Raw genomic sequence first — 22,892 nt, 5'->3', positions numbered from 1 at the left:
TCTTTATTTCCTTGCAGCTTTCACTACAAATGATACAATAAGAACGAGAACAATTGATCCTAATAAAGCTGGTACAATATGAATACCACCTAGTGATGGACCCCAATCTCCAAATAATTTACCGCCTAACCAAGCTCCTAATAAACCAGCAATTATATTTCCAAACATGCCAGCAGGAAAGTCTTTACCTGTAATAGAACCTGCAATTGCACCTATAATAGCACCAACTATTAATGTGATAATCCACCCCATCTTTAGTCCTCCATTTCTATTATAGTGTAATTCAATTTAGCTACTAACTTATTGTGTAACTATGTAATTATTATATCCAAAAAAGAAAAATCTTGTCAAATCTATGAAAATACAGCCAACAAGGAGGTTTCTATTCTATGATTCAAAAATTAATAACAACTTCTCACAAAACTGCAACTTCTATTTTAAGCATTCAAATACCCGCTTATGAAATTGAGGCGAAATATATAAATAGTACAGCTATCCCTCGCCTTTATGATACTGTAGCCGATATTCAATCTTGTGATGAAATTTTTTACGGCTATTTTTTTGAAGATACACTTGCTGGGTTTATTTCTTTTAAAATGGATGAAGAGGAAGTAGATATTCATCGTTTAGTAGTATCCCCCGATCATTTTCATAAAGGGATTGCAACAAAACTACTACTTTATGTATTTGACATGTTCTCCCCTTCCAAAACATATATTGTACAAACAGGAAAAGAAAATACCCCTGCTCTGTCTTTATATAAAAAACATGGCTTTATTGAAATAAAGGAGATCATATTACCCGATGGAGTGGTTTTAACTTCACTTAAAAAAATCAGAAAACAACAAATAGTTTGACTCATTGGTTTATTTATGTTATCTTTTACTTTATAAAACCTTTTGCTGAGTCCAAAATTTGGAGCGGGGGAACCATTTTTGTAGCTTTGCTACTTGGGGCGAATCTTATTTAAGTAGGGAAACTCTCACTTCCCGAGTCCGACAGCTAACCTCGTAAGCGTAATGGGAGAGGAAGGTGCTTTTTGCCTATGTTACACATTTTGCCTCCTTAATAATAAATATGGGATCGATACCAAATAAGTCACCTATATTTATAGAAAAGGAGAAATGTATAATGTTACGTTTATCTGATCACGCAATAAAAATGATGGAGCAAAGACTTCGACTCGAACAACATCGCACATATCAAGCAAATAAAATTGTAGATAACTTACATCACAAATACTTCTTTCAACATATTTTTCAACCGAAGAGATAAGTACTAACCTGTAATAAAATACAGCGTACACTGAAAAAAGTGTACGCTGTATTTTTCATTTTCTTGCCTTAATAATAAAAGTAGTCGGCACCATCCTAGCTTTATGTAAAGAATAATATTTCGTAGACGGCTCAGCTAGTTCTTCATCAAACAAGCTCGATGGTTCAGGCTCTTCTATTCTCTCAATTGTAAATCCAGCTCTATGTAACTCATTTATGTATGTACTCATTTTTCTTTTATATAACGTTGCTTGTACATTTTCCCCTTTAAATGTTTCAAACGTAATAGGAGTTTCTTCATGATAAGACGAGCTGAAAGCAATCTCCTCTGTTCCATACATTAAGTTTGAATATACGGGATGCTCCCAGCTAAAAACAAAGCTTCCTCCTGGCTTTACATACGAATAAATCAATTCCAACGTTTTTCTTAAATCTGAAGTCCAACCTAATGCATAAATGGAATATACAATATCAAAATACCCTTTCGGAATATCCACTTCCTCTTCCATTGCTCCACATATTAACTTTGGATTCCACGACTGTAATGTTTTATGTGCCGTTTCGATTTGTGTGCTCGAAAGATCGAGTCCCCACAATTCTTCTGCGCCATGTTCCGCCATATATTGCAGCGAATGCCCACTTCCGCATCCAATATCAAGTACCTTTTTACCTTTAATTGAATCGAACAAATGAATCTCATCTTCAGACGCTGTATACGGGCCATATTTCGGTAAACAATCCACTTGAAAGAAATAAGGTGCAACTGTATCCCAACACTTTTTATTTAAAGCTAACATTTGTGTACCTTTCATATGCTACATTCCCCCATCCATTTTCTTCCCCTACTATTAATTACACATTATAACCCCTTCTTCCTTTTCTCTTCGCTCGGTAATTTTTCACTTTTGCAATTGTACCGCATGCTCTGCCTCCTTCTTCACCAGCATACATACCGCACCATCTTTTGCTTCCGTTTCGCGAATGATCATAAAATACCCAGCGACAATCTGGACATGCTTTTAACCTTCCCCACAAATTTTCTTGAATCGAGATAAACACAATGCTTAATATTTTTGTATACACATTCTCTTCGTATACTGGTTCATATGTAATACCTTTCATATCTTCCTTTATATGTACATGAAATGGGTATTCCTCTAACCATTTTTGCAATGATCCCTCACCTTCAATTGCCGCCCGAATATCTTCTCGAAAACTTTTTAATTCTTCTATCGTATGAAATAGAAGCTCTTCATGAAAAGTTTCTTTCATAAATTTCTTTATATCCTCTTCTGTTTGCAGCAAATCAATTGGCTCTCTCGTATCGTTTGGTATTCTCCATGTATTTAAAAATTCCCGAATATATTCTAGTTCATTTGGAGCGTTTTGATTCAATTCGATCCACCTTCTTCTTAAAATTTACTTTTTTCTGACTTTATGTATAATTATAATATAAAATAGTTAACCATCAAATAATTTTACTGGTTACATAATTAGGAGGATTTCTATGAAAAGTTTCTCAACACCGATACGTTTCATGCTTATTTCTTCATTTTTTATGTCTTTTGGTTATTTTGCAGTATACGCATTTTTAGCTATTTATCTATTAACCTTTCTTCATTTTTCAACTTTTCAAGTCGGAACAGTGTTGACAGTTATAATAATTACATCACGAGTTATCCCTTTATTCTCAGGATTAATTGCTGACAAAATAGGCTATATCATTATGATGGTAGCCGGTTTATTTTTGAGAGGAATCGGATTTATCGCTTTAGGAATATGCTCTGATTTCTATACAATTTCTATTTCTTCTGCACTTATTGGCTTCGGAACAGCATTTTACGAACCTGCCGCTCGCGCTATATTTGGCTCACAGCCAGCTCATTTGAGAAAAAATTTATTTACATATTTAAACCTTAGCTTTAATTGCGGTGCAATAATCGGACCAATTGCAGGAGGGTTTTTACTCTTACTCGATCCAATCTATGCTTTCTCTCTAACAGGATCTCTTATGCTGCTATTTGCTTTAATCTTTTACTTACTTAAAAATCACTTCCAAGTCACTACTGAAAACACGTCTATTACATTAGGAATACAGGCCATCTTACAAAACAAGTCTTTTCTTCTGTTTTCCTTTATCATGATTTTCTTCTATATTATGTTTACTCAGCTTACTGTCGCACTTCCACTTCATATGAAAAACATTAGTAATAGCAATCAACTTGCTACATTAGTCATTACGATAAATGCAATAACAGGCGTCATATTTATGGTGTTATTCCGAAAACTATTCCACAAATACAACACGCTTTCATTTATTAAATACGGTATTTTATTAATGGGTATTTCCTTTTTACTCATACCTTTATTTCAACAACCATATTGGCTATTTATTTGTGTAATTTTCTTTACAATTGGTGAAACACTCGTGTTACCTAACGCTGATATCGCTATTGCAAATTACAGTAATGAATCATATACAGCTACATTCTTCGGATTTTATCAACTATCACTCGCATTTGGTTTTATCATCGGTAATTATACCGGTACATGGTTTACATCCAACTTAAACGGAATGTATACAACCTGGCTTATTTTCGGCGGAATAGGGCTTATAGGTTTTATTTCACTTCATATTTTAAATATAAAAAAGAAGGGCTCTAGAGAAAATATAGACCTACTAGAAAAATACTGATACTCAACAATAAGTAAACTTTTCAATCTCTCTTAAATTGGATAGATAACCTGTTTTAATTTACATATTATGGTACAATTAATAAGAGTACGATCTAAACATTTACACTCCACACTAGCAGTCTAACAATGCCAAAATCAAAAATCACATAGAATCGGGGGGATGTTATGAAAAAGAAATTAATTGTTCTTCTATTCACCGGAATCATATTATCCGGATGTTCAGCTATTGCAGAACATTCTTTAGAAACTGGAAACGGCAGTATAGAATTATTAACACCAACGATTACAACAAAAGATAATGAATTAGAAATTAAGACCGAGGGCATTGATGAAAATAAAGTGACTTTTATTTATGTTGCGAATAAAAAAGTGTTGGAACAAAAGATAAAGAATGATGAATCCTACAAGCTTAACATTAAAGATATCAAACACGCTCATAGGACGGACTACAAACCAAAAGTTCAACTTTTGCAAACGAAAGATGATAATGATGATGGAGAAATAGTCACCTTCAAACAAGTTAGATATACAGTTAAAAACTAATTTTAAAGTTGTTTCATTATAAATGTAACGAACGAAAATATACTTTTAACAGTGGATACATATAAGGAGTGTTAACATGAAAAAACGATGGATTTCTTGGTGGATTGGTAACCTATTTTGGATTATCGTTTTTGGAATATGGGCCGCTATTATTTGGCTACGAGATGTTGATGGTGCTGGTGTTATTCAAACACCCGAAATTAAATCCATATCACTTATCGTTATATTAATCGCGTTTATCATACCTGTATTTTTTCAAATTATTTGGCTAATCATTAATTTGAGAATGAGTAAAAAAAATAATTATACGATTTAGTTTTTCAATTAACAGTAAAAAAGAGAGGAATCTATATCAAAATAGATTCCTCTCTTTTACATTTGGACTTATACTGCGCTTTTCATGCAGCACTACTTCTCTTTTTACGATGCATGTTCATCTTTCTTCTTCATTAACGCTCTTTTCTTCATCGCCTTCGTTAAATATCCGCCTTTAAATGAACGGATTTCATAAGAAGACATAAAGGCTTTCGGTGCAATTTCATTAATAATTTCTAACAGTTCTTTTTCTCTAGAGCGCTTTGCAACGATATCTAAGCGATAACGTATGGAATTAATACCTTCACCTTCAAATACGGTAACGCCAAATCCAGAGTGACGTAATTCATCTACTAATTCATTACAACGGTCTAGTAAACTAACTTGATACGTAATATAACCAATTGCTAATTTATTCTCTATATAACCGCCTAATAACAGTCCTGCACTAAAGCCAATGACATAGGCAACGATGTTCATCCAATTTGATAAATCTTGAAACACAATACCTAAACTGACAATGTAAATAGCTCCTTCTAACAATCCTACGCCAGCAGCGGATCTTGTTTGATTCTTTACAAGCAAAATCGTACGAATTGTTAAAATGGGAACGTAAATAATTTGAAGCACAAAAATAAGTAGCGCTTGTAACATTGGTATCCACCTCTTTCAAAAAGTCTTTTGTCATGATAACATACATAACCTTTAGAAATCGATGGGTTTTTAAAATTTTTTTTATTATTTTTCATACTATTGAAAAACGTAAAAAAGAAGCGTATTATATTTGTCGTTAATTTGGTTACTTGTATCATTTCAATAAAATAAAAAAGGAACCGTATTAGGTCCCTCTCATCATAGCTCTATGTTTTTCGAAGTATGTTCCCTTTTCTTCTCTTCTTCTTTCACTACCTGCATATTTGCATAAGCTAAATTCGCAATCATTAAAAAGTGACCACCTAAAATGCCTGTACCAAATGCCCACATTTCCATTTCATGCTCAATTTCATACATGATGATAGCTCCTAAAATGGCAGCTGCAAATCGGTTTAAAACTCCTAATCCAGGAGCCTTTTCTTTCATTACGATACTTTTCCCTATTTTCTCTATTCTGCGAGCTAATAGCCAAAGACAATATGCACTTACAGCTAATCCAATTCCAAACCCTGTTACTTGTTTTCCAAACGGAGTAATCGTCCACATAAGTAGTAAACCACTAAAGATCACATACAATTGTAATCGATATACACGTAAGGCTTCTTGAATCAAAATATCCGCTCCTAAGTTCTCATTTTTTGTACTTTAGAAGAAAAGCAGCAACTTACACAGTTGCTGCTTTCTCTTCTTCTTGTTCTTGTTCCATCTTACGAATTTCAACACGTTTAATTTGGTAAGCGTCTTTTTCTAACACTTTAAATTCATAACCTTCCGCCTCAACGTGTTGTCCTTCTTCGATTTCATGATTTTGCATCATAATCCATCCACCGATTGTATCCACATCATCTTCTTCAATGTGTAATCCAAATAAATCTTTCACTTCTGAGATAAGCACTTTTCCATCAACAATGATATGCTGCTCGTTCACATGTTGAATTGGTGGTGCTTCATCTTCATCATATTCGTCACGAATTTCGCCGACGATTTCCTCCAAGATGTCCTCAAGCGTTACAATTCCAGCTGTTCCTCCGTACTCATCATATAAAACAGCCATCGGAATTCGCTTCTTCTGCATTTGAAGTAATAAATCGTGAATTGGAGTTGTTTCCATCACTTCAATAATCGGACGCATATATGAGCGAATTGATGATAAATCTTTTTGATCCTCGGTCATATATCGAATAAAGAAATCTTTTACGTTGACCATACCGATAATATCATCTTTATCTTCTCCAAAAATCGGATAACGTGTGTATCGCTCATTTTGGATTACTTTCATGTGTTCTTCTACTGAATCTTCCAGGTAGAAACCAACGATTTCTGTTCGCGGTACCATAATCTCTTTTGCAATACGATTATCAAATTCAAAAATGTTATTTACATACTTGTATTCAGCCTGATTAATTTCGCCACTTTCATAGCTATCTGAAAGGATAAGGCGTAATTCTTCCTCTGTATGAGCTACTTCATGTTCTGAAGCTGGTTTTAAACCGAATAAGCCAGTTACAACACGCGCTGAACCGTTCAATACCCAAATAAATGGATACATTACTTTGTAGAACATCATTAATGGACCTGCCAATAATAACGTTACCCTTTCAGCCTTTTGAATTGCCATCGTTTTCGGAGCTAATTCTCCTACTACAACGTGTAAATACGTCATAATCATAAAAGCAAGACCAAATGTTAATACTGATGAAATAGAAGGGTTTAAGTTCCATTTCTCAAATAACGGGTGTAATAACTTTTCAATTGTCGGTTCACCTAACCAACCTAATCCCATAGCTGTAACTGTAATACCTAATTGACAAGCAGATAAATATTCATCTAAATTTGTTGTTACCTTTTTCGCTGCTAAAGCACCGCGTTTTCCTTCTGCAACAAGCTGATCAATACGACTTGAACGTACTTTTACAATCGCAAACTCAGCTGCTACGAAAAATCCAGTAAATGCGATTAAAATCGCAACCATGACTAAATTAAATATTTCCAATGAATCCCCTTAGTTAAAAAACTAAGGTGTCCACCTCCTGTATACTATAATGTTTTCTTATTTCTTTCTTAGAAAACATAGCCCGATACAAAAATTAAAGAGGTCGGATTTCACTTTTTCTATAATAATAGAGCAAGTGTCTGTATTAAAGCTGTCGTTTGACCAGATAAAGATTTCGATATTTTTTCACGTTGTGAATCAGTCAATCCATCTAAAAGCGGCTTTAATTCCGTTAGCTCTACTTCTAATCGATGAATATGGTCTGTCACTTCATTCACTTGTTTCGAAACGTGTTCATTGATACCGAGCAGCTTCTTCTTCTCCTCGATTTTCTCTTTAATCTCACAAAGCGGCATATGCATTTCTTTGCACTTCTCAATAAATTGTAATGTCTCAAATGCTGTTTCGTCGTAATAGCGATAATTAGATTGAGATCGCTCCGCTTTTAAGATACCTAGATTCGTATAATAATCAATCGTTCGTTTCGACACGTGAGCCATGAGAGCCAACTGTCCGATTCGATACACCTTCCCAACGATCTTCCCCCCTTGTTTATATTACTAACATCATACAATACATAAACTGTACAGTCAAACGTGACGGTTTATTATTCATAATTTATACACAATTCCACTTACCATTTTATCATTTTGTAAATTAACAATACATTACTTAATTCTTATAATCGAATTATTTTCCCCATACTACATTACTATGAAAATATCATCATAGAATCGCATATTCCTTTCAACCTTTTTTAATACAAAACATATGATAATAATATTTAATTAAAATTATTATTCATGCTATTGGAGGAGATTGAAATTACTAAAACTATTATCTCTCACTTTTATAACGAAGAGTATTTATTACCATGGTGGCTTATGCATCATACAAAAATATTTGATCACGGTATATTAATTAATAGAGGTTCTACAGATCGTTCCGTTGAAATTTGTAAATTATTTGCTCCCCACTGGGAAGTACGAGATTCAAGATTCCTTGAATTCGATCCCACTAATACTGATATTGAGGTAATGGAAATTGAAAGAGAAGTTTCAGGTTGGAAGATGGTATTAAATACTACAGAATTTCTTTGCTGTAACAATGTAGAAGAATTTTTCTCATCACTTTATACGTTAGGTCAAAATATGTATGCGATTAGAATGATTGTCATGATTGATAAGCATGATTACAATTATTCAAAACTAAGATATTCCATTCCTTTAGTAGAACAACGATATCATGGGCTTTTTCCTTATAACCCAGAAATCGGCTGTGCCTGGAGATTTATACACAACCATCTTGATGGCGCATATTTACCAGGCAGACATTTTACGCGGCATCAACATGTCGTTTATAACTCCCCTTCATTCATTGTTAAATTTTACTTTAGTCCTTGGAACGAACATACAAAGGCAAGAAAATTACAAATTACACCCACCCTTTCAAAAAAGGGCGTTCGAATGGGACTTCAAACACATTATGGTCAATCCCCTGAGCAACTCGAAACTCGATTTTTAGAGCTTAGTAGCATAACCCAAGATCTTCGTAACCACCCTGAATATCAACAATTATTCCCTAAATTTAAACCTTAATATTTCTCACACCATCATTTTCCACACATTTTTACGCACTTAGTCAAAAACAAAACCATTTGTATACAATATGAATACTGTATATATTATAAATTTTTATTTTAGGAGGAAAAAATGAAAGCTGTTATTCTTGCTGGTGGATACGGGACAAGGATTGGGGAAGAAACACATTTAAAACCGAAACCTATGATTGAAATTGGAACAAAACCTATTCTATGGCACATTATGAGTTTGTATAGCCATTACGGTATTACTGAATTTATTATTTGCTTAGGCTATAAAGGATATGCAATTAAAGAATTCTTTCTAAACTACAACTTACACATGTCAGATTTCACGATACATTTAAGAGATAATACAATTACTAGCCATTCTCATCGTGTAGAACCGTGGAAAGTTACATTAATCGATACTGGTGTAAATACCGAAACGGGAGGACGAGTGAAAAGAATTCAAAATTTTGTTGGAGACGAACCTTTCTGCCTCACTTATGGTGATGGATTAAGTAACGTAAATATAAAAGAACTTATTGCATTTCATAAAAAACATGGAAAAATGGCAACTGTTACCGCCGTACAACCTCCTGGTAGATTCGGTTCTCTCATATTAGATAAACAGTCTGTAACATCTTTTCAAGAGAAGCCACTCGGGGATGGCGGATGGGTTAACGGTGGATTTTTCGTTTTAAACCCTGAAGTTTTCAATTACATTAGTGGAGATAAGTCTGTTTTTGAAACAGACACTTTAGTTCAGTTAGTAAACAAAAACGAACTATCAGCATATCAACATACTGGTTTTTGGCATCCGATGGATACATTGCGCGATAAAAATAAATTAGTCGAGCTATGGGAAAGTAATAACGCTCCGTGGAAGGTTTGGTAATATGGCTTCTTCATCTTTTTGGAATAAGAAAAAAGTATTTATCACGGGACATACTGGATTTAAAGGCTCTTGGCTCACCCTTTTCTTAACTTCTTTAGGTGCAGAAGTAGTTGGCTTTTCTTCTCATCCCCCATCGATTCCTAATCTTTTTGAACAATGTAACGTAGCAAAAGAGTGCATAACAATTAAAGGCGACATTACAGATTACGATTCTTTATTACACGCCCTAAAACATCATAACCCTGACATACTATTTCATTTAGCTGCCCAGCCAATCGTCACAACTTCATACAAAGATCCTATCGAAACATTTAAAACGAATGTTTTAGGCACTGTTCACGTATTGGAAGCTGCAAAACATATAGAAAGTATACGTGGCATCATTAATGTTACAAGTGATAAATGTTATGAAAATGACGGGAGCGGTAACCGGGCATTCGTGGAAATTGACCGGCTAGGAGGTTTCGACCCTTATAGTGCTAGTAAAGCTTGCGCTGAAATAGTGGCAACATCCTATCAAAAATCATTCTTCCACACTAATACTCAGAAACTCGCCTCAGTAAGAGCAGGTAACGTCATCGGTGGTGGGGATTGGGCAGAAGACCGATTATTCCCAGATGTCATTCGTGCATATTTACAAGATGGTACATTAACGATTAGAAACAAAAAGGCTATTCGCCCGTGGCAACACGTATTAGATCCTTTACACGGCTATATCCTTTTAGCTGAAAAACTTTGGACAGACGCTGCATATGCAGAAGCATGGAATTTCGGCCCGTTGAACGAACCTAACAGAACCGTTCATGATGTCATTCAATCTGTAATAAAATTATGGAATAAACAACTAACAATCACTTCCCCCCCTACAAACACTCCTTATGAATCGCCTGTTTTAACACTTGATAGTACAAAAGCAGTAACTAAACTCGGCTGGACTCCTAAGTTATCAACAGATAAGGCTATCACTTGGACTGTTGATTGGTACAAAAAATATGCATCTGGTGAAAATATGGAATCTTTCACGCGACAACAAATTGATGCATTCAAAAATTTATAAGGGGGCTATAAAATGGAACAGAAAAAATGCCGTTTTTGCCACTCATTACTCAGCAACACTTTTTTAGATTTAGGTGTTTCTCCTCTCGCTAACTCATTTGTTTCTCCAGAAAACTCATATAAAATGGAACCATTTTATCCATTGCACACATTTGTTTGTCACTCTTGTTTACTCGTACAATTAGATGAATTTGAATCTCCGCACAATATTTTTCATGACTATTTATACTTTAGCTCTTACTCATCAAGCTGGCTACTGCATGCTAAACAATATGTAGAAATGGCGATTAAGCGTTTCTATTTAAAGAAAGACTCCAAGGTGGTTGAAATCGCGAGTAACGATGGGTACTTATTACAATACTTTCAAAAAGAAAATATCGAAACATTGGGAATTGAACCAGCAAAAAATGTAGCAGAAATCGCTATCCAAAAAGGAATTCCTACTGAAGTGAATTTTTTCAGCAACGACTTAGCAAAAAAATTACCGCAAGCAGATTTAATCATTGCTAATAACGTATTAGCACACGTTCCGAACTTACATGATTTTGTGGCAGGTTTAAAAACGTTATTAAAACAAGACGGAACAATAACAATTGAATTCCCGCACTTATTAAATCTCATATCCTTTAAACAGTTTGATACGATATACCATGAGCACTTCTCCTATTTCTCACTTATAAGCCTGCAAAAAGTTTTATCTCACCATCATTTACAAATTGTCGATGTAGAAGAACTTGCAACGCACGGTGGTTCCTTACGTATTTTTGTAAAACATCATAGTGACGAATCAACTATCCATTCTAGTGTTACAAAATTAATCCAAAAAGAAGTGGATCACGGGCTAAATACATTAGATTGTTATCTCCTTTTTTCTAAACGCATCGAACAATTGAAAATAAATATTTTACAGTTTTTTATCGAAGCGAAAGCTTTAAACAAACAAATTATCGGTTACGGTGCGCCAGCTAAAGGAAACACCCTTTTAAATTATTGCGGGATAGGAAAAGAATTTCTAGCTTATACAGTAGATAAAAACCCTCATAAACAAAATCTCCTTCTACCAGGAACCCGCATTCCAATAAAATCTCCAGAAGAAATAAAACGTACAAAACCTGATTACATTCTTATACTTCCTTGGAATTTAAAAGACGAGATTATGAAAGAATGCTCTTTCATTCGTGAGTGGGGCGGCAAATTTTTAGTAACAATACCAGAAGTTGAGGTAATTGAGCCATGAAAAAAATCCTTGTAACAGGCGGTAGCGGATGGATTGGTAAATATGTTGTACATTTTCTTATACAAAAGGGCTATGAAGTGCACGCCACTTACAATACAAATAAGCCTTCTCACCTTTCTTGCTATTGGCATAAAGTTAACTTACTTTGCGATGAAGAAATAGAAAAACTCATTTACGACATAAAACCTAGTCATCTCATTCATTTAGCTTGGGAAGCAGTGCCTCCAGCATGCTACGTATCCATTAATAATTACTATTGGCTAACCTCCAGCATCTCATTGATTCAACACTTCACAACATGCGGCGGAAAGCGAGTCGTCGTTGCCGGTACTGGCGCAGAGTATGAATGGTTTAACGGTGTATTATTTGAAGATTCACAGCTTCTTTCTTATAAAACCCCGTATTCATTATGTAAAAATGCACTACACTCCTGGCTCCAAACGTACGCCAAGCAAACCGGTCTCAGCATGTGTTGGGGTCGCATTTTTCATATGTATGGCCCTCACGAACAAGGGAATCGGCTCGTTTCTAACATTATCACTTCTTTATTAAAAAATGAGGAGGCACTATGTACACATGGAAAACAATCAAGAGATTTCCTCCATGTGAGCGACGTCGCTCATGCTCTCGTAACGATATTAGAACACGATGTTACAGGCACAATCAATATCGCTTCTGGTCAATCTGTACAAATTAAAGAATTAGCATCTATCATTGCGAAAAAGATAGGAAAAGAGCACTTAATTAAACTGGGTGCAATCCCTTTCTCTAAAGATGAACCTTTATTTGTCGGGGTTCATGTAGAACGTTTAAAAACTGAAGTAAACTGGAAACCGACATACGATCTAAATACAGGAATCGAAGAAACAATTTCATGGTGGGAATCATTTATACAAAAGCATAACGGTACGCATCACTAAAACGTAAATCCTTCGTCCCTCTTGCTAATTCCTTATACCATTCTTCTAATCTTTCCAGCGTAATAATATGGTGTGTACCCATTCCCCCATGCTTACTAGCTTCAGAAAGAGTCGGACCAATTTGTAACTTTCTCTTTCTCATCGCATCGTTCCACGGACTAAATCCAAACCATAATATACAAGCAAGAGGGGGATAAATCATAGATTCATGCGCGGATAAATGTCTTCCAACCGTATAACTTCCGTGTTCATGATTATGAATAAATCTACCTCTTCTCCATAGCGGCCAATCTTCTGGTAAATAACCGTGAAATCGCTGTTTCATTAAAGGTAGTCCAAAGTTAAGGTCCGGATAATTGTAGTTAGGATCATCTACCATAATAAGCCCTTCTAGCCAATACATTCTTCCTCCCAATTCATTTAGTGATTTCCAAAACTGATTTTTATCTTGCACACAAAGAAACTCGGTCGTATTTAAAATCATTTTCCATCCCTTTACTTCTTGTTCCACCCTCATTACTTCATGATCTGTCGCTAATGCATCAAATTCTGGATTTGCAGAATCTCGTACTTCCCAGTGCGGCGCGAATTTTTTACAAATCTCCACCGAACGATCTGTTGAGCCTTTATTAATTAAAATGCCATGATCAAACAGTTTCGTATGATGAGCAAGCCACCACGGTAATAAATACTCTTCGTTATAAAAATGAGAAATAACGGTTGTAGTTATAATAATCTCCTCTTTCTCTATTAATCTATTTTTCATCCTACAACCAATATACTCATAAACTAAAAATATGTTTCCTATATTAATAACCAAATAGTATTACTAATATTTTGTAAGTTTTCCTTCGGTACCCAGCCATCCTCACCACCTGTTTTTTCACACCAAACCCATCCATTCAATTCTTCTAATCCAATCAATCTTTCTCCAATACTTACATTTAATTCTTTGGCAGTATATTGTTTCGTAATGATTCCTACATCAGTTGTATTTTTCATTATAAGTTGCTCCGGAACCCATCCTTTCCGGTCATATTTCTCTTCGTGACAAAACATCCAGTTTCCCCAATTTTCAGGACCATCGTAACTCTCTATCATTTTCACTACATCCCCCTCTTCTAAGCGAATTGGATCAGGATAATTGCTAATATGTGATTTTATCACGATATATTTCATAACAGCCTCCAATAATCAGAAAATTAAGTTATAATATCATTATAACTTAAGAAGGGGGAATACACATGTACTACAACACTTCATTCGAAAACGATCAACCTGTAGGCCGTCTATAAACTAAGACGGGCATTCATATAACACGTGCACTATGCCTCGTCTTAGGGACTCATCATACCCTAAAAATAGACGGAGGTACTTTACATGAAACAAACAATTTTAGGAGCTATATGTTTATCACTAGCAGCTAGTATATGGGGCGGTATGTATGTTGTTAGCAAATATGTACTCGACTTTATCCCACCACTAACACTCGTTTGGCTACGCTTTATCATTGCTTTTGTTGTTTTGTATATGATTTTAAAAATTACTGAGAAAAAGCAAAAGAAAATAGTAACCATTCGTAAAAAAGATTGGCTCCTCTTCGCCTGGATTGGATTTATCGGCTACTTTATTTCGATTACTTGTCAATTTATCGGAACGAAATTATCCGACGCTCATACAGGCTCTTTAGTCACATCAGCTACACCTGCATTTATGATTATTTTTGCAGCGATCATTTTAAAAGAAAAGCTAACTGCTCGCAGGCTTCTATCTACTATCATAGCGACAATCGGTGTCATTATCGTCATTGGATGGGATATTGAAATTGGCTCCTATTTTATCGGCACAATCATATTAGTTGGGGCCGCTATTACGTGGGCTTTACTATCTATTTATGTGAAGATTGCTTCAGCTCGATTTTCATCTTTAGTGATTACAACATACGCCATATTCTTTTCACTCTTTTTCATTACACCTTTTATGCTATGGGAACTACAATCAAACTCTATCGAAACAGTAAACACGTACGTAATATTAGGCGTAGTATATTTAGGAGTCGTCTCAACAGCAGGTGCCTTTTTCCTTTGGAATAAAGGATTAGAATTAATGGATGCAAGCATCGGCTCGTTATTTTTCTTCTTCCAACCTATTATTGGGTCATTGCTTGGTTGGCTCTTATTAAATGAGACATTAAATAGTAACTTTTTTATTGGTGGTATTCTTATTGTATGTAGTGTTTTTATTACTACTTTTGAAAAGAAATAATAATCTCATTCGAAAACACGATCATGCTATTCAATAATTGGGTCATGTTCTGTAGTAAAGAAATAGAAAAGAGAAGGATTACCGAATCAATAATTATAGGGAGGCTATGCAATGAGAGTAGGAATTATAGGAGGTGGCTTTGGTTTAACAGTTCAAGCACCTATAATAAATACTCATCCTAAGATGAATGTTTCTGCTGTGAGTACAATGATGCGTCATCAATTGCCAAAAGATTTATCTACCGGAGACAATTCTCCAGTTCATTATACAGACTGGACTAAAATGTTAGATTTAGAAGAGTTGGACCTTGTATTTGTTAGTTCTCTTCCGATTTATCATTTTGAAATGGTTAAATACGCATTAAACAAAGGTATAAACGTAGTATGTGAGAAACCTTTTACAATGAATAGTGTGGAATCAGAAGAGTTGCTAAGGCTATCTAAGGATTCTAACGCAAAGGTATTTATTGATTTTGAATGGCGCTATCATCCTGCTCGCCAAAAAGTTAAAGAACTTATAAGTGAAGTTGGTGACATCCTTCATTTTGAATATCATATTTCCGCCTCTCAATATCAAAAACTTCAAACTAACAAAAGTGGGTGGATGGGAGAAAAACAGAAGTTTGGTGGAATGTTAGGAGCTCTTGGAACACATATGATTGATTGTCTTAGATGGCTCATTCAGGACGAAATTATAACTATCAATAGTATCATACACACTCATGTCCCAGAGGGGCCAGGAGAACTCAGAGACTCTGATGATGCCTTTTTTATTCATGGTAAAATGGAAGGAAATTGTACCTTTTCAATTCAACTTATCTCAGGAATTCATCACGGATTTGGTTCAAACTTAAAAGTATTTGGAAATCTTGGAACCATTAACTTAATTGATGATAAAACATTGTTTTTTGGCAAAGCACGTGAAAACCTAGAAGAAATAAAAGTTGAAACATATGCCCAGACCATTCCAACTTTATCGTTAGAAGCAAAAGCTTATTATCCAGCATTTTATCCTTTTTTAGACAAAGTTTACGAGAATATTATTTTTAATAAATTAGATAGGGATTTACCAACCATTGTAGTTGGGCATGAAAATCAAATGATTATAGATCGTGTACTGTCAAATTAAATTTATTATTCAATAAAATGAATTAACTAATATAAGCTGAAAATATCTTATATCAAAAATTAAATAATATTATTTTAACCCCGTTCTAGATATAGGACGGGGTTATTATTGTATTAGGTTTTAAAAATTCCGTAATCTTTTTATAATTAAGAATCTCTGCCTGTTCGTATAATTGGGTCTTGATCATGAAAACCAATGCAAATTGGTATACTACTTTGCACAACACTACATGCACTTATAAAACTACATACCGTTCTAGCAATTAAATATAAAGTGATACCCATTGCCTTTTCATTTGTATCAAAACCGTTTTCAGCATACACATCTGCTAATTCTATACACTTCGGTCCCTCCACATCATATATCCATTCAGAAGCCCAATCATCATCCTCTTCTTCAAGCGCAGCATACTCCTCACAAATATAAAACTGACTATTCCACTCGTTATCAAGATCATACTCAAAATAAATCGCTTTTGCTTCTTCGTCAGTAGTCATTTCTACAGCTGCATCCAAACCTCCTCGAATACCTTCCTTATATGACTCTAAATCAATTGCTTTAATTCGTTCTGCATATTCTGCAGACGCTAACATGCTACAAATTTCAAAATACTTCAATTCTATTCTCTCTACTGATAACAAAAATATATCTTCTTGCATTTCTTCTAAATACTGAAACATATCCAAACTATTTCACTCCACATTCTTTACGCACTCCAATGCGATGGACGGGACAACACTTTCGGTAATTTCGTATGTGTATCCCCTTTCGCCGCGTTAATTTGAACTTGCGTCAAAAAAATACTATTTGTAAAATCAGCACCACGAATATCTGCATCTCGCAAATCTGCTCCGATGAGATCTGCACCGCGTAAGTTAGCACCATTTAAGTTAGCCGCAATTAAATACGCTCCTCTTAAATTCGCTCCTTGCAAATCTTTCTTCTTCAAATTTGCTCCCATAAGATCTGCTCCGCGGTGAATGATTCGTTTCTTACACGCAGTATTCATTTCCTTCCAAACTAGCTCACTCGTTTCTAAAAGTAAAATATTCACTTCTGCACGATGTAATGGGATATTTACTTTCATTAACTCGTCCGCATGTAAATTCGAAAGTCGCTCCGTCTCTTCAATTGCTTTACTTAATTCTTTATGGATTGACTGTGTCGCCTTCAATAAAATAGCCTCATTTAAATACCAAAGCATTTCATGAAGCTGATGCATAACTGGAAAAGCATCATACATTTTCCTCGCGTGCTTAGCATCTTTCCGCCAATCTACCCCGTTAAATGTAACTTGAGAAATTTTCTGCCCAGCGCCAAAACATTCAAATACTGTACAACCTTTATAACCTTTTCCACGAAGATTTTTATGTATACTACATTTAAAATCTGATTGTAAATTGGAACATGGTTTCCCGCCATCTTTATTCACTGCAAAATCTACTGACGCTGCGAACGGTAATGCAACGCAACATAGACCGAAGCATTTTTCGCAGTTTGCTTTTAAATGATCGTTATGATTAGTCAAAATGTATACCCCCTGTTGTCTTTTGACTATTTCATAATATTCTAACTGCACAAAATAATCAATTTAAAAATAAACGAGCATCTTTCATTTCAAATCACAACTTTATCATTCGATTTCCTTTCAATTGAAAAGGACTAACTCTAACCAATGAATTATAATTAAATTATAAATTTTCAAACTAAAAGGAGAATTACTATGGCACTACAAATGAAAACAAACTGTCAAATTTGCGATCAATCGCTGGAGCAAGATTCTGAAGCATACATTTGCGTATATGAATGTACATTTTGCGCACCATGTACAGAAGAAAGACATAACGTTTGCCCAAACTGCGGCGGCGAGTTAGTACGTAGACCGAAAAAGAAACAATAAAAGCAAAGCGATATCGCTTTGCTTTTATTTAGGCATCTGAAATTATATATTTAAAAACTTCACACAAACAGGCTCCGGCACAACAACATCAGATTGTAAAAGTGTTAACTTACCTGTAAATTCATCTCTTGAAAATAGCACAAGATTATGCGACTTTTCATTTGAAGCAATAAGGAACTTTGCAGTAGGATCTAATACAAAGTCTCTTGGCCAATTTCCTTCTGTAGATGTATGTTCAATAAATGTAAGCTGGCCTGAGTTTTCATCTACGCTGAAAACAGCAATACTATTATGACCACGATTACCTGCATATACAAAGCGACCATCAGAAGAAATATGAATCGCACTTCCTTGATTATTTTCATCAAACTCTTCTGGAACAGTAGAAATATACTGTAATTCTGTAAATGATCCTTCTGCCGGATTATATGTTAACACAATAACCTCTGAACTAAGCTCCGTCATCACATACGCATACTTTCCATTTGGATGAAAAGTAATATGTCTTGGACCGCTCCCTGGATTTACAGATAAACGATTCACTTCTGTTAATGTACTATCTTTTATTTCATACGTAATTATTTTATCTATCCCTAAATCAACACCAACTACATATTTTTCATCAGGAGTATATCCCGCATAATGTGCATGTGGTTTTTCTTGTCTTTCTTTATTCGGACCTGAACCTTCATGTGCCATAATCGATGCGGCAGGATTTACAGTTCCATCTTCTTCATTAACTACAAAAGACTCGATCGTTCCTTTATGGTAATTCGCTGTAACTACCGCACGATTTCTACTATCAACACTCACATGACAAGGAGAAGCCCCTTCTACTACTTGTCTGTTTTGTTCCGTTAGCTCTCCCGTTTTACTATCAATCGAATAAGCAGCTACACCACCAGATTCGCCTTCCTTAACAACAGAGTAGAGATATTCATTATTTCGATTAATCGTTACATATGTAGGGTTATCCAACTTGGCCGCAAGTGTTACATTACTAATTTTCTTTGCTTCCGTGTCTAACGTAAACTTATATATTCCTTCACTATTTTCTTTCGTGTATGTTCCAACATATCCAATAAACTCTTTGTTATCCTTCATTTTCATAACCCTCTCTCCCTATATTTTTCGTTCATCGTACTTCTTAACATATTTTATGTTGAAAGAGTATCCTAAAAAAATTGGAGTACCTCTTTATACGTTACCATATTTTCTTGCAAAATAGCCTTTAAACCCACTTTTTTTGATACGCTGCTATACTTTCATATTCTTCTTCCAATTGACGGGACAGACGAATATAGATTGGTGTTAAATCTTTATATTTTTCCACACTTTCCATGTTTGGTTCATGGTGGAAATTCGCACCTACCATTTCAGAAACTACATGCAACGTATCTACTTCACCTAAACTATATAAACCGAGGATTGCAGCTCCTAAGCAAGAGCTTTCAAAACTTTCCGGAACATATACGTCTTGATGGAAAATATCTGCCATCATCTGTCTCCAAAGTTCCGATCTTGCAAAACCACCTGTCGCTTGAATTTTTTTCGGTTCACCAATTAGCTCTTTTAAAGCAAGAAGAACGGTGTATAAATTATAAATTACTCCTTCTAAAACAGCACGGATAAGATGTTCTTTCTTATGATGCAATCCAAGTCCAAAGAAAGATCCTCGCGCATTTGCATTCCATAAAGGAGCTCTTTCTCCTGCTAAATACGGGTGAAATAATAAACCGTCGGACCCCGGACTCACTTTTGCTGCTATTTCAGTAAGCACTTCATATGGATCTTTTCCTAAACGCTTCGCAAGCTCAATCTCTGAAGTGCCCAATTGATCACGAGCCCATCTGAAAATCATACCACCGTTATTAACTGGTCCACCAATTACCCAATGGTCTTCAGTTAAGGCGTAACAAAAAATTCTACCTTTTGGATCTGTTACAGGACGATTTGTTACAGCACGTATCGCACCGCTTGTACCAATTGTCACAGCAACAACACCAGGATCTATTGCATTTACACCTAAATTGGATAGGACTCCATCACTCGCTCCTACTACAAAAGGCGTAGAAACAAGTACATTCATCTCTTTGGCAAGCTCTTCATCTAATCCTGTTAAACTGTGCGTTGTTGGAACGAGTTTAGAAAGCTTGTCATCTGTAATTCCCGCAACATGTAAAGCCTCTTCATCCCATTTTAAAGATTCCAAATTAAACATCCCTGTTGCTGATGCTATAGAATAATCAATTACATACTCCTTATATAACTTATAAAACACATATTCTTTAATAGAAATAAATTTATAAGTTTTTGCGAACAATTCTGCCTGCTCATTCTGTAGCCAAACTAATTTCGAAAGTGGTGACATCGGATGAATTGGTGTTCCAGTACGCAAATAAATTTCATGACCATTCATATCACTCTTTATTTTCTCTGCCCAGCTTGCACTTCTATTATCTGCCCAAGTGATACATCTCGTTAGCGGTTTTCCCTTCTCATCTACAGCAATGATACTATGCATTGCCGAACTAAAAGAAACACAAAGAATATCATGCGGCTGTACACTACTTGTCTGTACAGTTTCTTTAATCGTATGTATTACTGCACGAACAATTTCTTCTGGGTCTTGTTCTGCTGTTTCCGGCGTAGGAGAATATAAAGGATATTCAATTCCATGACTTGCAATAACAGATCCATCTGTAGAAAATAGAACTGATTTTGTACTAGTTGTCCCAATGTCTACACCAATCATATATTTTGAACTCACCATTTCTTCCTCCTAGCAAAAAATTACTACAGTATCCCACCATAAAAACATCCTTATTTTAAATAAACATATCGAGTAGTAAAACTCCTCCAAAAGCGATAAATGAAAGTAATGTTTCTAATACTGTCCATGTTTTAAATGTTTCTTTCACTGTTAAACCTAGGTATTCTTTTACCATCCAGAACCCAGCATCGTTTACGTGAGAAAACATTAATGCTCCTGCACCCGTTGCAATGACGAGTAATTCTACATTCACACCTGTCGTATTTTCAACGATTGGCGAAACGATACCCGCTGCTGTTGTTAAGGCGACTGTCGCTGAACCTGTCGCAATTCGAATTAATCCAGCTACCATAAATGCTAATACAATTGGAGATAGCGCTAAATGCTCAGACATTTGAGCAATAGCATCGCCTACACCACTATCGATAAGAATTTGCTTAAATCCGCCGCCAGCACCAATAATCGCAACGATTGAACCGATTGGTAATAAACTATCTTCTGTTATCTTCTTAATAGCCTTTTTATCGATACCTTGACGAAATCCAAGAAAATAGAAAGCTGCAAAACATGCAATCAAAAGCGCAATGATAGGACTACCGATTAAGGTGACCATCTTCATCAAAGTAGTAGAAAGCGGAACATAAGGAGCTGCTGCAGCTAACACCATTAACATAACTGGTAACAATATGACTAAAAATGAAACTCCTATTCCTGGTAATTTCGTTGATTTTGTATTTACACGAATCAATTCTGGCTCATTTTCAGGAATTACACGTTTATGAATCCATTTAGCGAATAAAGGACCTGCAATAATCGCTGCAAAAAATGTAATAATGAGTGAATACAATAATACCTTCCCAAGATTCGCTTTATAAATACCTATTGCAACGATTGCCCCTGGATGCGGAGGAACAAGGCCGTGTACGACAGATAACCCAGCAATTGCTGGTAATGCTATCAATAAAATATTTTGTTTCGTAGTTTTATGAATTGAAATTACTAACGGCAACAATATTAAAATACCTACTTCAAAAAACACCGGAATTCCAATAATAAAACCTGCAATTAACATCGCCCATGGTAAGTTTTTTATTCCGAAGGATTTAATAAAGAACTCTGCCACCTGCATTCCAGCACCTGAATCTGCCATCATTTTCCCTAAAATTGTACCTAATACTAAAATACCTACTAAATGCCCAAGAACACTTCCGACTCCCGTTTCATAAGCACTCACTATTTTATCCATTGGCATTCCAGACATAATTGCTAAAAACAAACTTGCAATCGTTAAACTAATAAACGCATGCCATCTCCACCACGATACCCCTAAAATAACAATTACAATTGATAATAATGTAATCATTAAAAGGTACATATTCATACGCAGTTCCACCCCCTTTATGTAAACCCTTTCAAAAATGCTGTACAATGAAAAGAACCTATATAGTTCTTTTTTGAGTAAAAATTTATATATCGATATACAACTCATCTTCACAACATAATAATTTATATAAAAAGAATCTCCCTTATCAGAGATATACTTTAACTCATCTCTCTGATAAGAGGATTTCTCTTTCATCATTATAATGTTATTGTGATAAACGTTTCGCGTAAGCAAATTTTCCTTTTTTAAAAGTGAATGACGCTTTCTTCTCTT

General features: G+C 35.1%; 27 protein-coding genes and 1 riboswitch. Of the genes, 13 read left to right on the top strand and 14 right to left on the bottom strand.

What is annotated here, in order from left to right:
* Positions 1-3: 3 nt before the first annotated feature.
* Positions 4-252: a GlsB/YeaQ/YmgE family stress response membrane protein gene (locus MR070_RS10360; RefSeq protein ID WP_000539717.1), complete on the bottom strand. Its 249-nt coding sequence runs from the start codon at positions 250-252 to the stop codon at positions 4-6.
* Between the two features lie 137 nt (positions 253-389).
* Between MR070_RS10360 and MR070_RS10355 the strand changes: the two genes are divergently transcribed.
* On the top strand, positions 390-857 hold the full coding sequence (locus MR070_RS10355) for a GNAT family N-acetyltransferase (protein WP_242261193.1): 468 nt from the start codon (positions 390-392) through the stop codon (positions 855-857).
* 33 nt (positions 858-890) lie between these two features.
* A riboswitch (cyclic di-AMP (ydaO/yuaA leader) is annotated at positions 891-1,033 on the top strand.
* 98 nt (positions 1,034-1,131) lie between these two features.
* The gene (locus MR070_RS10350) at positions 1,132-1,275 is read left to right on the top strand and encodes a hypothetical protein (RefSeq protein WP_000945244.1); all 144 of its coding nucleotides are present in this window, start codon (positions 1,132-1,134) and stop codon (positions 1,273-1,275) included.
* A 55-nt stretch (positions 1,276-1,330) separates the two neighbouring features.
* Here MR070_RS10350 and MR070_RS10345 read toward each other — a convergent pair whose 3' ends face one another.
* Together MR070_RS10345 and MR070_RS10340 are read right to left on the bottom strand one after the other, a co-directional pair.
* Positions 1,331-2,086 (bottom strand): class I SAM-dependent methyltransferase, encoded by a 756-nt coding sequence (locus tag MR070_RS10345; RefSeq protein ID WP_070806547.1) that lies wholly within the window; start codon positions 2,084-2,086, stop codon positions 1,331-1,333.
* A 40-nt stretch (positions 2,087-2,126) separates the two neighbouring features.
* Complete coding sequence (locus MR070_RS10340) at positions 2,127-2,669, bottom strand: CGNR zinc finger domain-containing protein (protein WP_044793208.1); 543 nt, start codon at positions 2,667-2,669, stop codon at positions 2,127-2,129.
* A gap of 112 nt (positions 2,670-2,781) precedes the next feature.
* Here MR070_RS10340 and MR070_RS10335 point away from each other — a divergent pair, with 112 nt between their 5' ends.
* From MR070_RS10335 to MR070_RS10325, 3 genes are all read left to right on the top strand, one after another.
* Positions 2,782-3,969: an MDR family MFS transporter gene (locus MR070_RS10335; protein ID WP_242261192.1), complete on the top strand. Its 1,188-nt coding sequence runs from the start codon at positions 2,782-2,784 to the stop codon at positions 3,967-3,969.
* A gap of 167 nt (positions 3,970-4,136) precedes the next feature.
* Complete coding sequence (locus MR070_RS10330; protein ID WP_000727887.1) at positions 4,137-4,514, top strand: hypothetical protein; 378 nt, start codon at positions 4,137-4,139, stop codon at positions 4,512-4,514.
* 76 nt (positions 4,515-4,590) lie between these two features.
* The gene (locus MR070_RS10325) at positions 4,591-4,830 is read left to right on the top strand and encodes a DUF3923 family protein (RefSeq protein WP_000747689.1); all 240 of its coding nucleotides are present in this window, start codon (positions 4,591-4,593) and stop codon (positions 4,828-4,830) included.
* A gap of 104 nt (positions 4,831-4,934) precedes the next feature.
* Here MR070_RS10325 and MR070_RS10320 read toward each other — a convergent pair whose 3' ends face one another.
* From MR070_RS10320 to MR070_RS10305, 4 genes are all read right to left on the bottom strand, one after another.
* The gene (locus MR070_RS10320) at positions 4,935-5,483 is read right to left on the bottom strand and encodes a DUF2179 domain-containing protein (RefSeq protein WP_000938438.1); all 549 of its coding nucleotides are present in this window, start codon (positions 5,481-5,483) and stop codon (positions 4,935-4,937) included.
* Between the two features lie 198 nt (positions 5,484-5,681).
* Complete coding sequence (locus MR070_RS10315; RefSeq protein ID WP_242261191.1) at positions 5,682-6,095, bottom strand: ATP synthase subunit I; 414 nt, start codon at positions 6,093-6,095, stop codon at positions 5,682-5,684.
* 52 nt (positions 6,096-6,147) lie between these two features.
* The gene (locus MR070_RS10310) at positions 6,148-7,476 is read right to left on the bottom strand and encodes a hemolysin family protein (RefSeq protein ID WP_000402271.1); all 1,329 of its coding nucleotides are present in this window, start codon (positions 7,474-7,476) and stop codon (positions 6,148-6,150) included.
* Positions 7,477-7,595: 119 nt separating this feature from the next.
* Positions 7,596-8,003 carry a MerR family transcriptional regulator gene (locus tag MR070_RS10305; protein WP_000285640.1) on the bottom strand — a complete coding sequence of 136 codons (408 nt, stop codon included), beginning with the start codon at positions 8,001-8,003 and terminating at the stop codon, positions 7,596-7,598.
* A gap of 276 nt (positions 8,004-8,279) precedes the next feature.
* On the opposite strand from MR070_RS10305, the gene MR070_RS10300 reads away from it, so the two are divergent.
* The 5 genes from MR070_RS10300 to MR070_RS10280 all read left to right on the top strand — a co-directional run bounded on the left by MR070_RS10300 (position 8,280) and on the right by MR070_RS10280 (position 13,169).
* On the top strand, positions 8,280-9,074 hold the full coding sequence (locus MR070_RS10300; RefSeq protein WP_242261190.1) for a glycosyltransferase family 2 protein: 795 nt from the start codon (positions 8,280-8,282) through the stop codon (positions 9,072-9,074).
* Positions 9,075-9,188: 114 nt separating this feature from the next.
* The gene (gene rfbF / locus MR070_RS10295) at positions 9,189-9,956 is read left to right on the top strand and encodes a glucose-1-phosphate cytidylyltransferase (protein ID WP_000648792.1); all 768 of its coding nucleotides are present in this window, start codon (positions 9,189-9,191) and stop codon (positions 9,954-9,956) included.
* 1 nt (position 9,957) lies between these two features.
* Positions 9,958-11,013: a CDP-glucose 4,6-dehydratase gene (gene rfbG, locus MR070_RS10290; RefSeq protein WP_242261189.1), complete on the top strand. Its 1,056-nt coding sequence runs from the start codon at positions 9,958-9,960 to the stop codon at positions 11,011-11,013.
* Between the two features lie 12 nt (positions 11,014-11,025).
* On the top strand, positions 11,026-12,249 hold the full coding sequence (locus MR070_RS10285; protein ID WP_000435755.1) for a class I SAM-dependent methyltransferase: 1,224 nt from the start codon (positions 11,026-11,028) through the stop codon (positions 12,247-12,249).
* Positions 12,246-13,169, top strand: coding sequence for an NAD-dependent epimerase/dehydratase family protein (locus tag MR070_RS10280; RefSeq protein ID WP_242261188.1), 924 nt, complete (start codon positions 12,246-12,248; stop codon positions 13,167-13,169). The genes MR070_RS10285 and MR070_RS10280 overlap by 4 nt, the downstream gene beginning before the upstream one ends.
* On the opposite strand, the gene MR070_RS10275 is transcribed toward MR070_RS10280, so the two are convergent.
* Positions 13,138-13,935: a glycosyltransferase family 2 protein gene (locus tag MR070_RS10275; RefSeq protein ID WP_138321512.1), complete on the bottom strand. Its 798-nt coding sequence runs from the start codon at positions 13,933-13,935 to the stop codon at positions 13,138-13,140. The two genes, MR070_RS10280 and MR070_RS10275, sit on opposite strands and share 32 nt — an antisense overlap.
* Positions 13,936-13,973: 38 nt before the next feature.
* Positions 13,974-14,348, bottom strand: a complete 375-nt coding sequence (locus tag MR070_RS10270; protein ID WP_070806552.1) for an SH3 domain-containing protein — start codon at positions 14,346-14,348, stop codon at positions 13,974-13,976.
* Positions 14,349-14,549: 201 nt separating this feature from the next.
* Here MR070_RS10270 and MR070_RS10265 point away from each other — a divergent pair, with 201 nt between their 5' ends.
* A complete protein-coding gene (locus tag MR070_RS10265) occupies positions 14,550-15,434 on the top strand; it encodes a DMT family transporter (protein ID WP_138321510.1) in 885 nt (294 codons plus the stop codon).
* Positions 15,435-15,545: 111 nt separating this feature from the next.
* Complete coding sequence (locus tag MR070_RS10260) at positions 15,546-16,562, top strand: Gfo/Idh/MocA family protein (RefSeq protein ID WP_138321508.1); 1,017 nt, start codon at positions 15,546-15,548, stop codon at positions 16,560-16,562.
* A 146-nt stretch (positions 16,563-16,708) separates the two neighbouring features.
* On the opposite strand, the gene MR070_RS10255 is transcribed toward MR070_RS10260, so the two are convergent.
* On the bottom strand, positions 16,709-17,248 hold the full coding sequence (locus MR070_RS10255; protein ID WP_044793216.1) for a hypothetical protein: 540 nt from the start codon (positions 17,246-17,248) through the stop codon (positions 16,709-16,711).
* Positions 17,249-17,268: 20 nt separating this feature from the next.
* Positions 17,269-18,090, bottom strand: coding sequence for a pentapeptide repeat-containing protein (locus MR070_RS10250; RefSeq protein WP_044793217.1), 822 nt, complete (start codon positions 18,088-18,090; stop codon positions 17,269-17,271).
* 195 nt (positions 18,091-18,285) lie between these two features.
* On the opposite strand from MR070_RS10250, the gene MR070_RS10245 reads away from it, so the two are divergent.
* Entirely contained in the window at positions 18,286-18,462 is a 177-nt protein-coding gene (locus MR070_RS10245) for a DUF1272 domain-containing protein (protein ID WP_001207874.1), read from the top strand.
* 42 nt (positions 18,463-18,504) lie between these two features.
* Here MR070_RS10245 and MR070_RS10240 read toward each other — a convergent pair whose 3' ends face one another.
* The 3 genes from MR070_RS10240 to gntP form a co-directional block, all read right to left on the bottom strand.
* Positions 18,505-19,566 (bottom strand): lactonase family protein, encoded by a 1,062-nt coding sequence (locus MR070_RS10240; protein WP_242261406.1) that lies wholly within the window; start codon positions 19,564-19,566, stop codon positions 18,505-18,507.
* Between the two features lie 127 nt (positions 19,567-19,693).
* Positions 19,694-21,235 (bottom strand): gluconokinase, encoded by a 1,542-nt coding sequence (gntK, locus tag MR070_RS10235; RefSeq protein ID WP_139895163.1) that lies wholly within the window; start codon positions 21,233-21,235, stop codon positions 19,694-19,696.
* Positions 21,236-21,290: 55 nt separating this feature from the next.
* The gene (gene gntP / locus MR070_RS10230) at positions 21,291-22,616 is read right to left on the bottom strand and encodes a gluconate permease GntP (RefSeq protein ID WP_242261187.1); all 1,326 of its coding nucleotides are present in this window, start codon (positions 22,614-22,616) and stop codon (positions 21,291-21,293) included.
* Positions 22,617-22,892 lie beyond the last annotated feature (276 nt).

It is taken from the genome of Bacillus cereus group sp. BfR-BA-01453, assembly GCF_022662915.1.
Lineage (GTDB): Bacteria > Bacillota > Bacilli > Bacillales > Bacillaceae_G > Bacillus_A > Bacillus_A paranthracis.
This window is presented reverse-complemented; position numbering and strand designations above follow the sequence as displayed.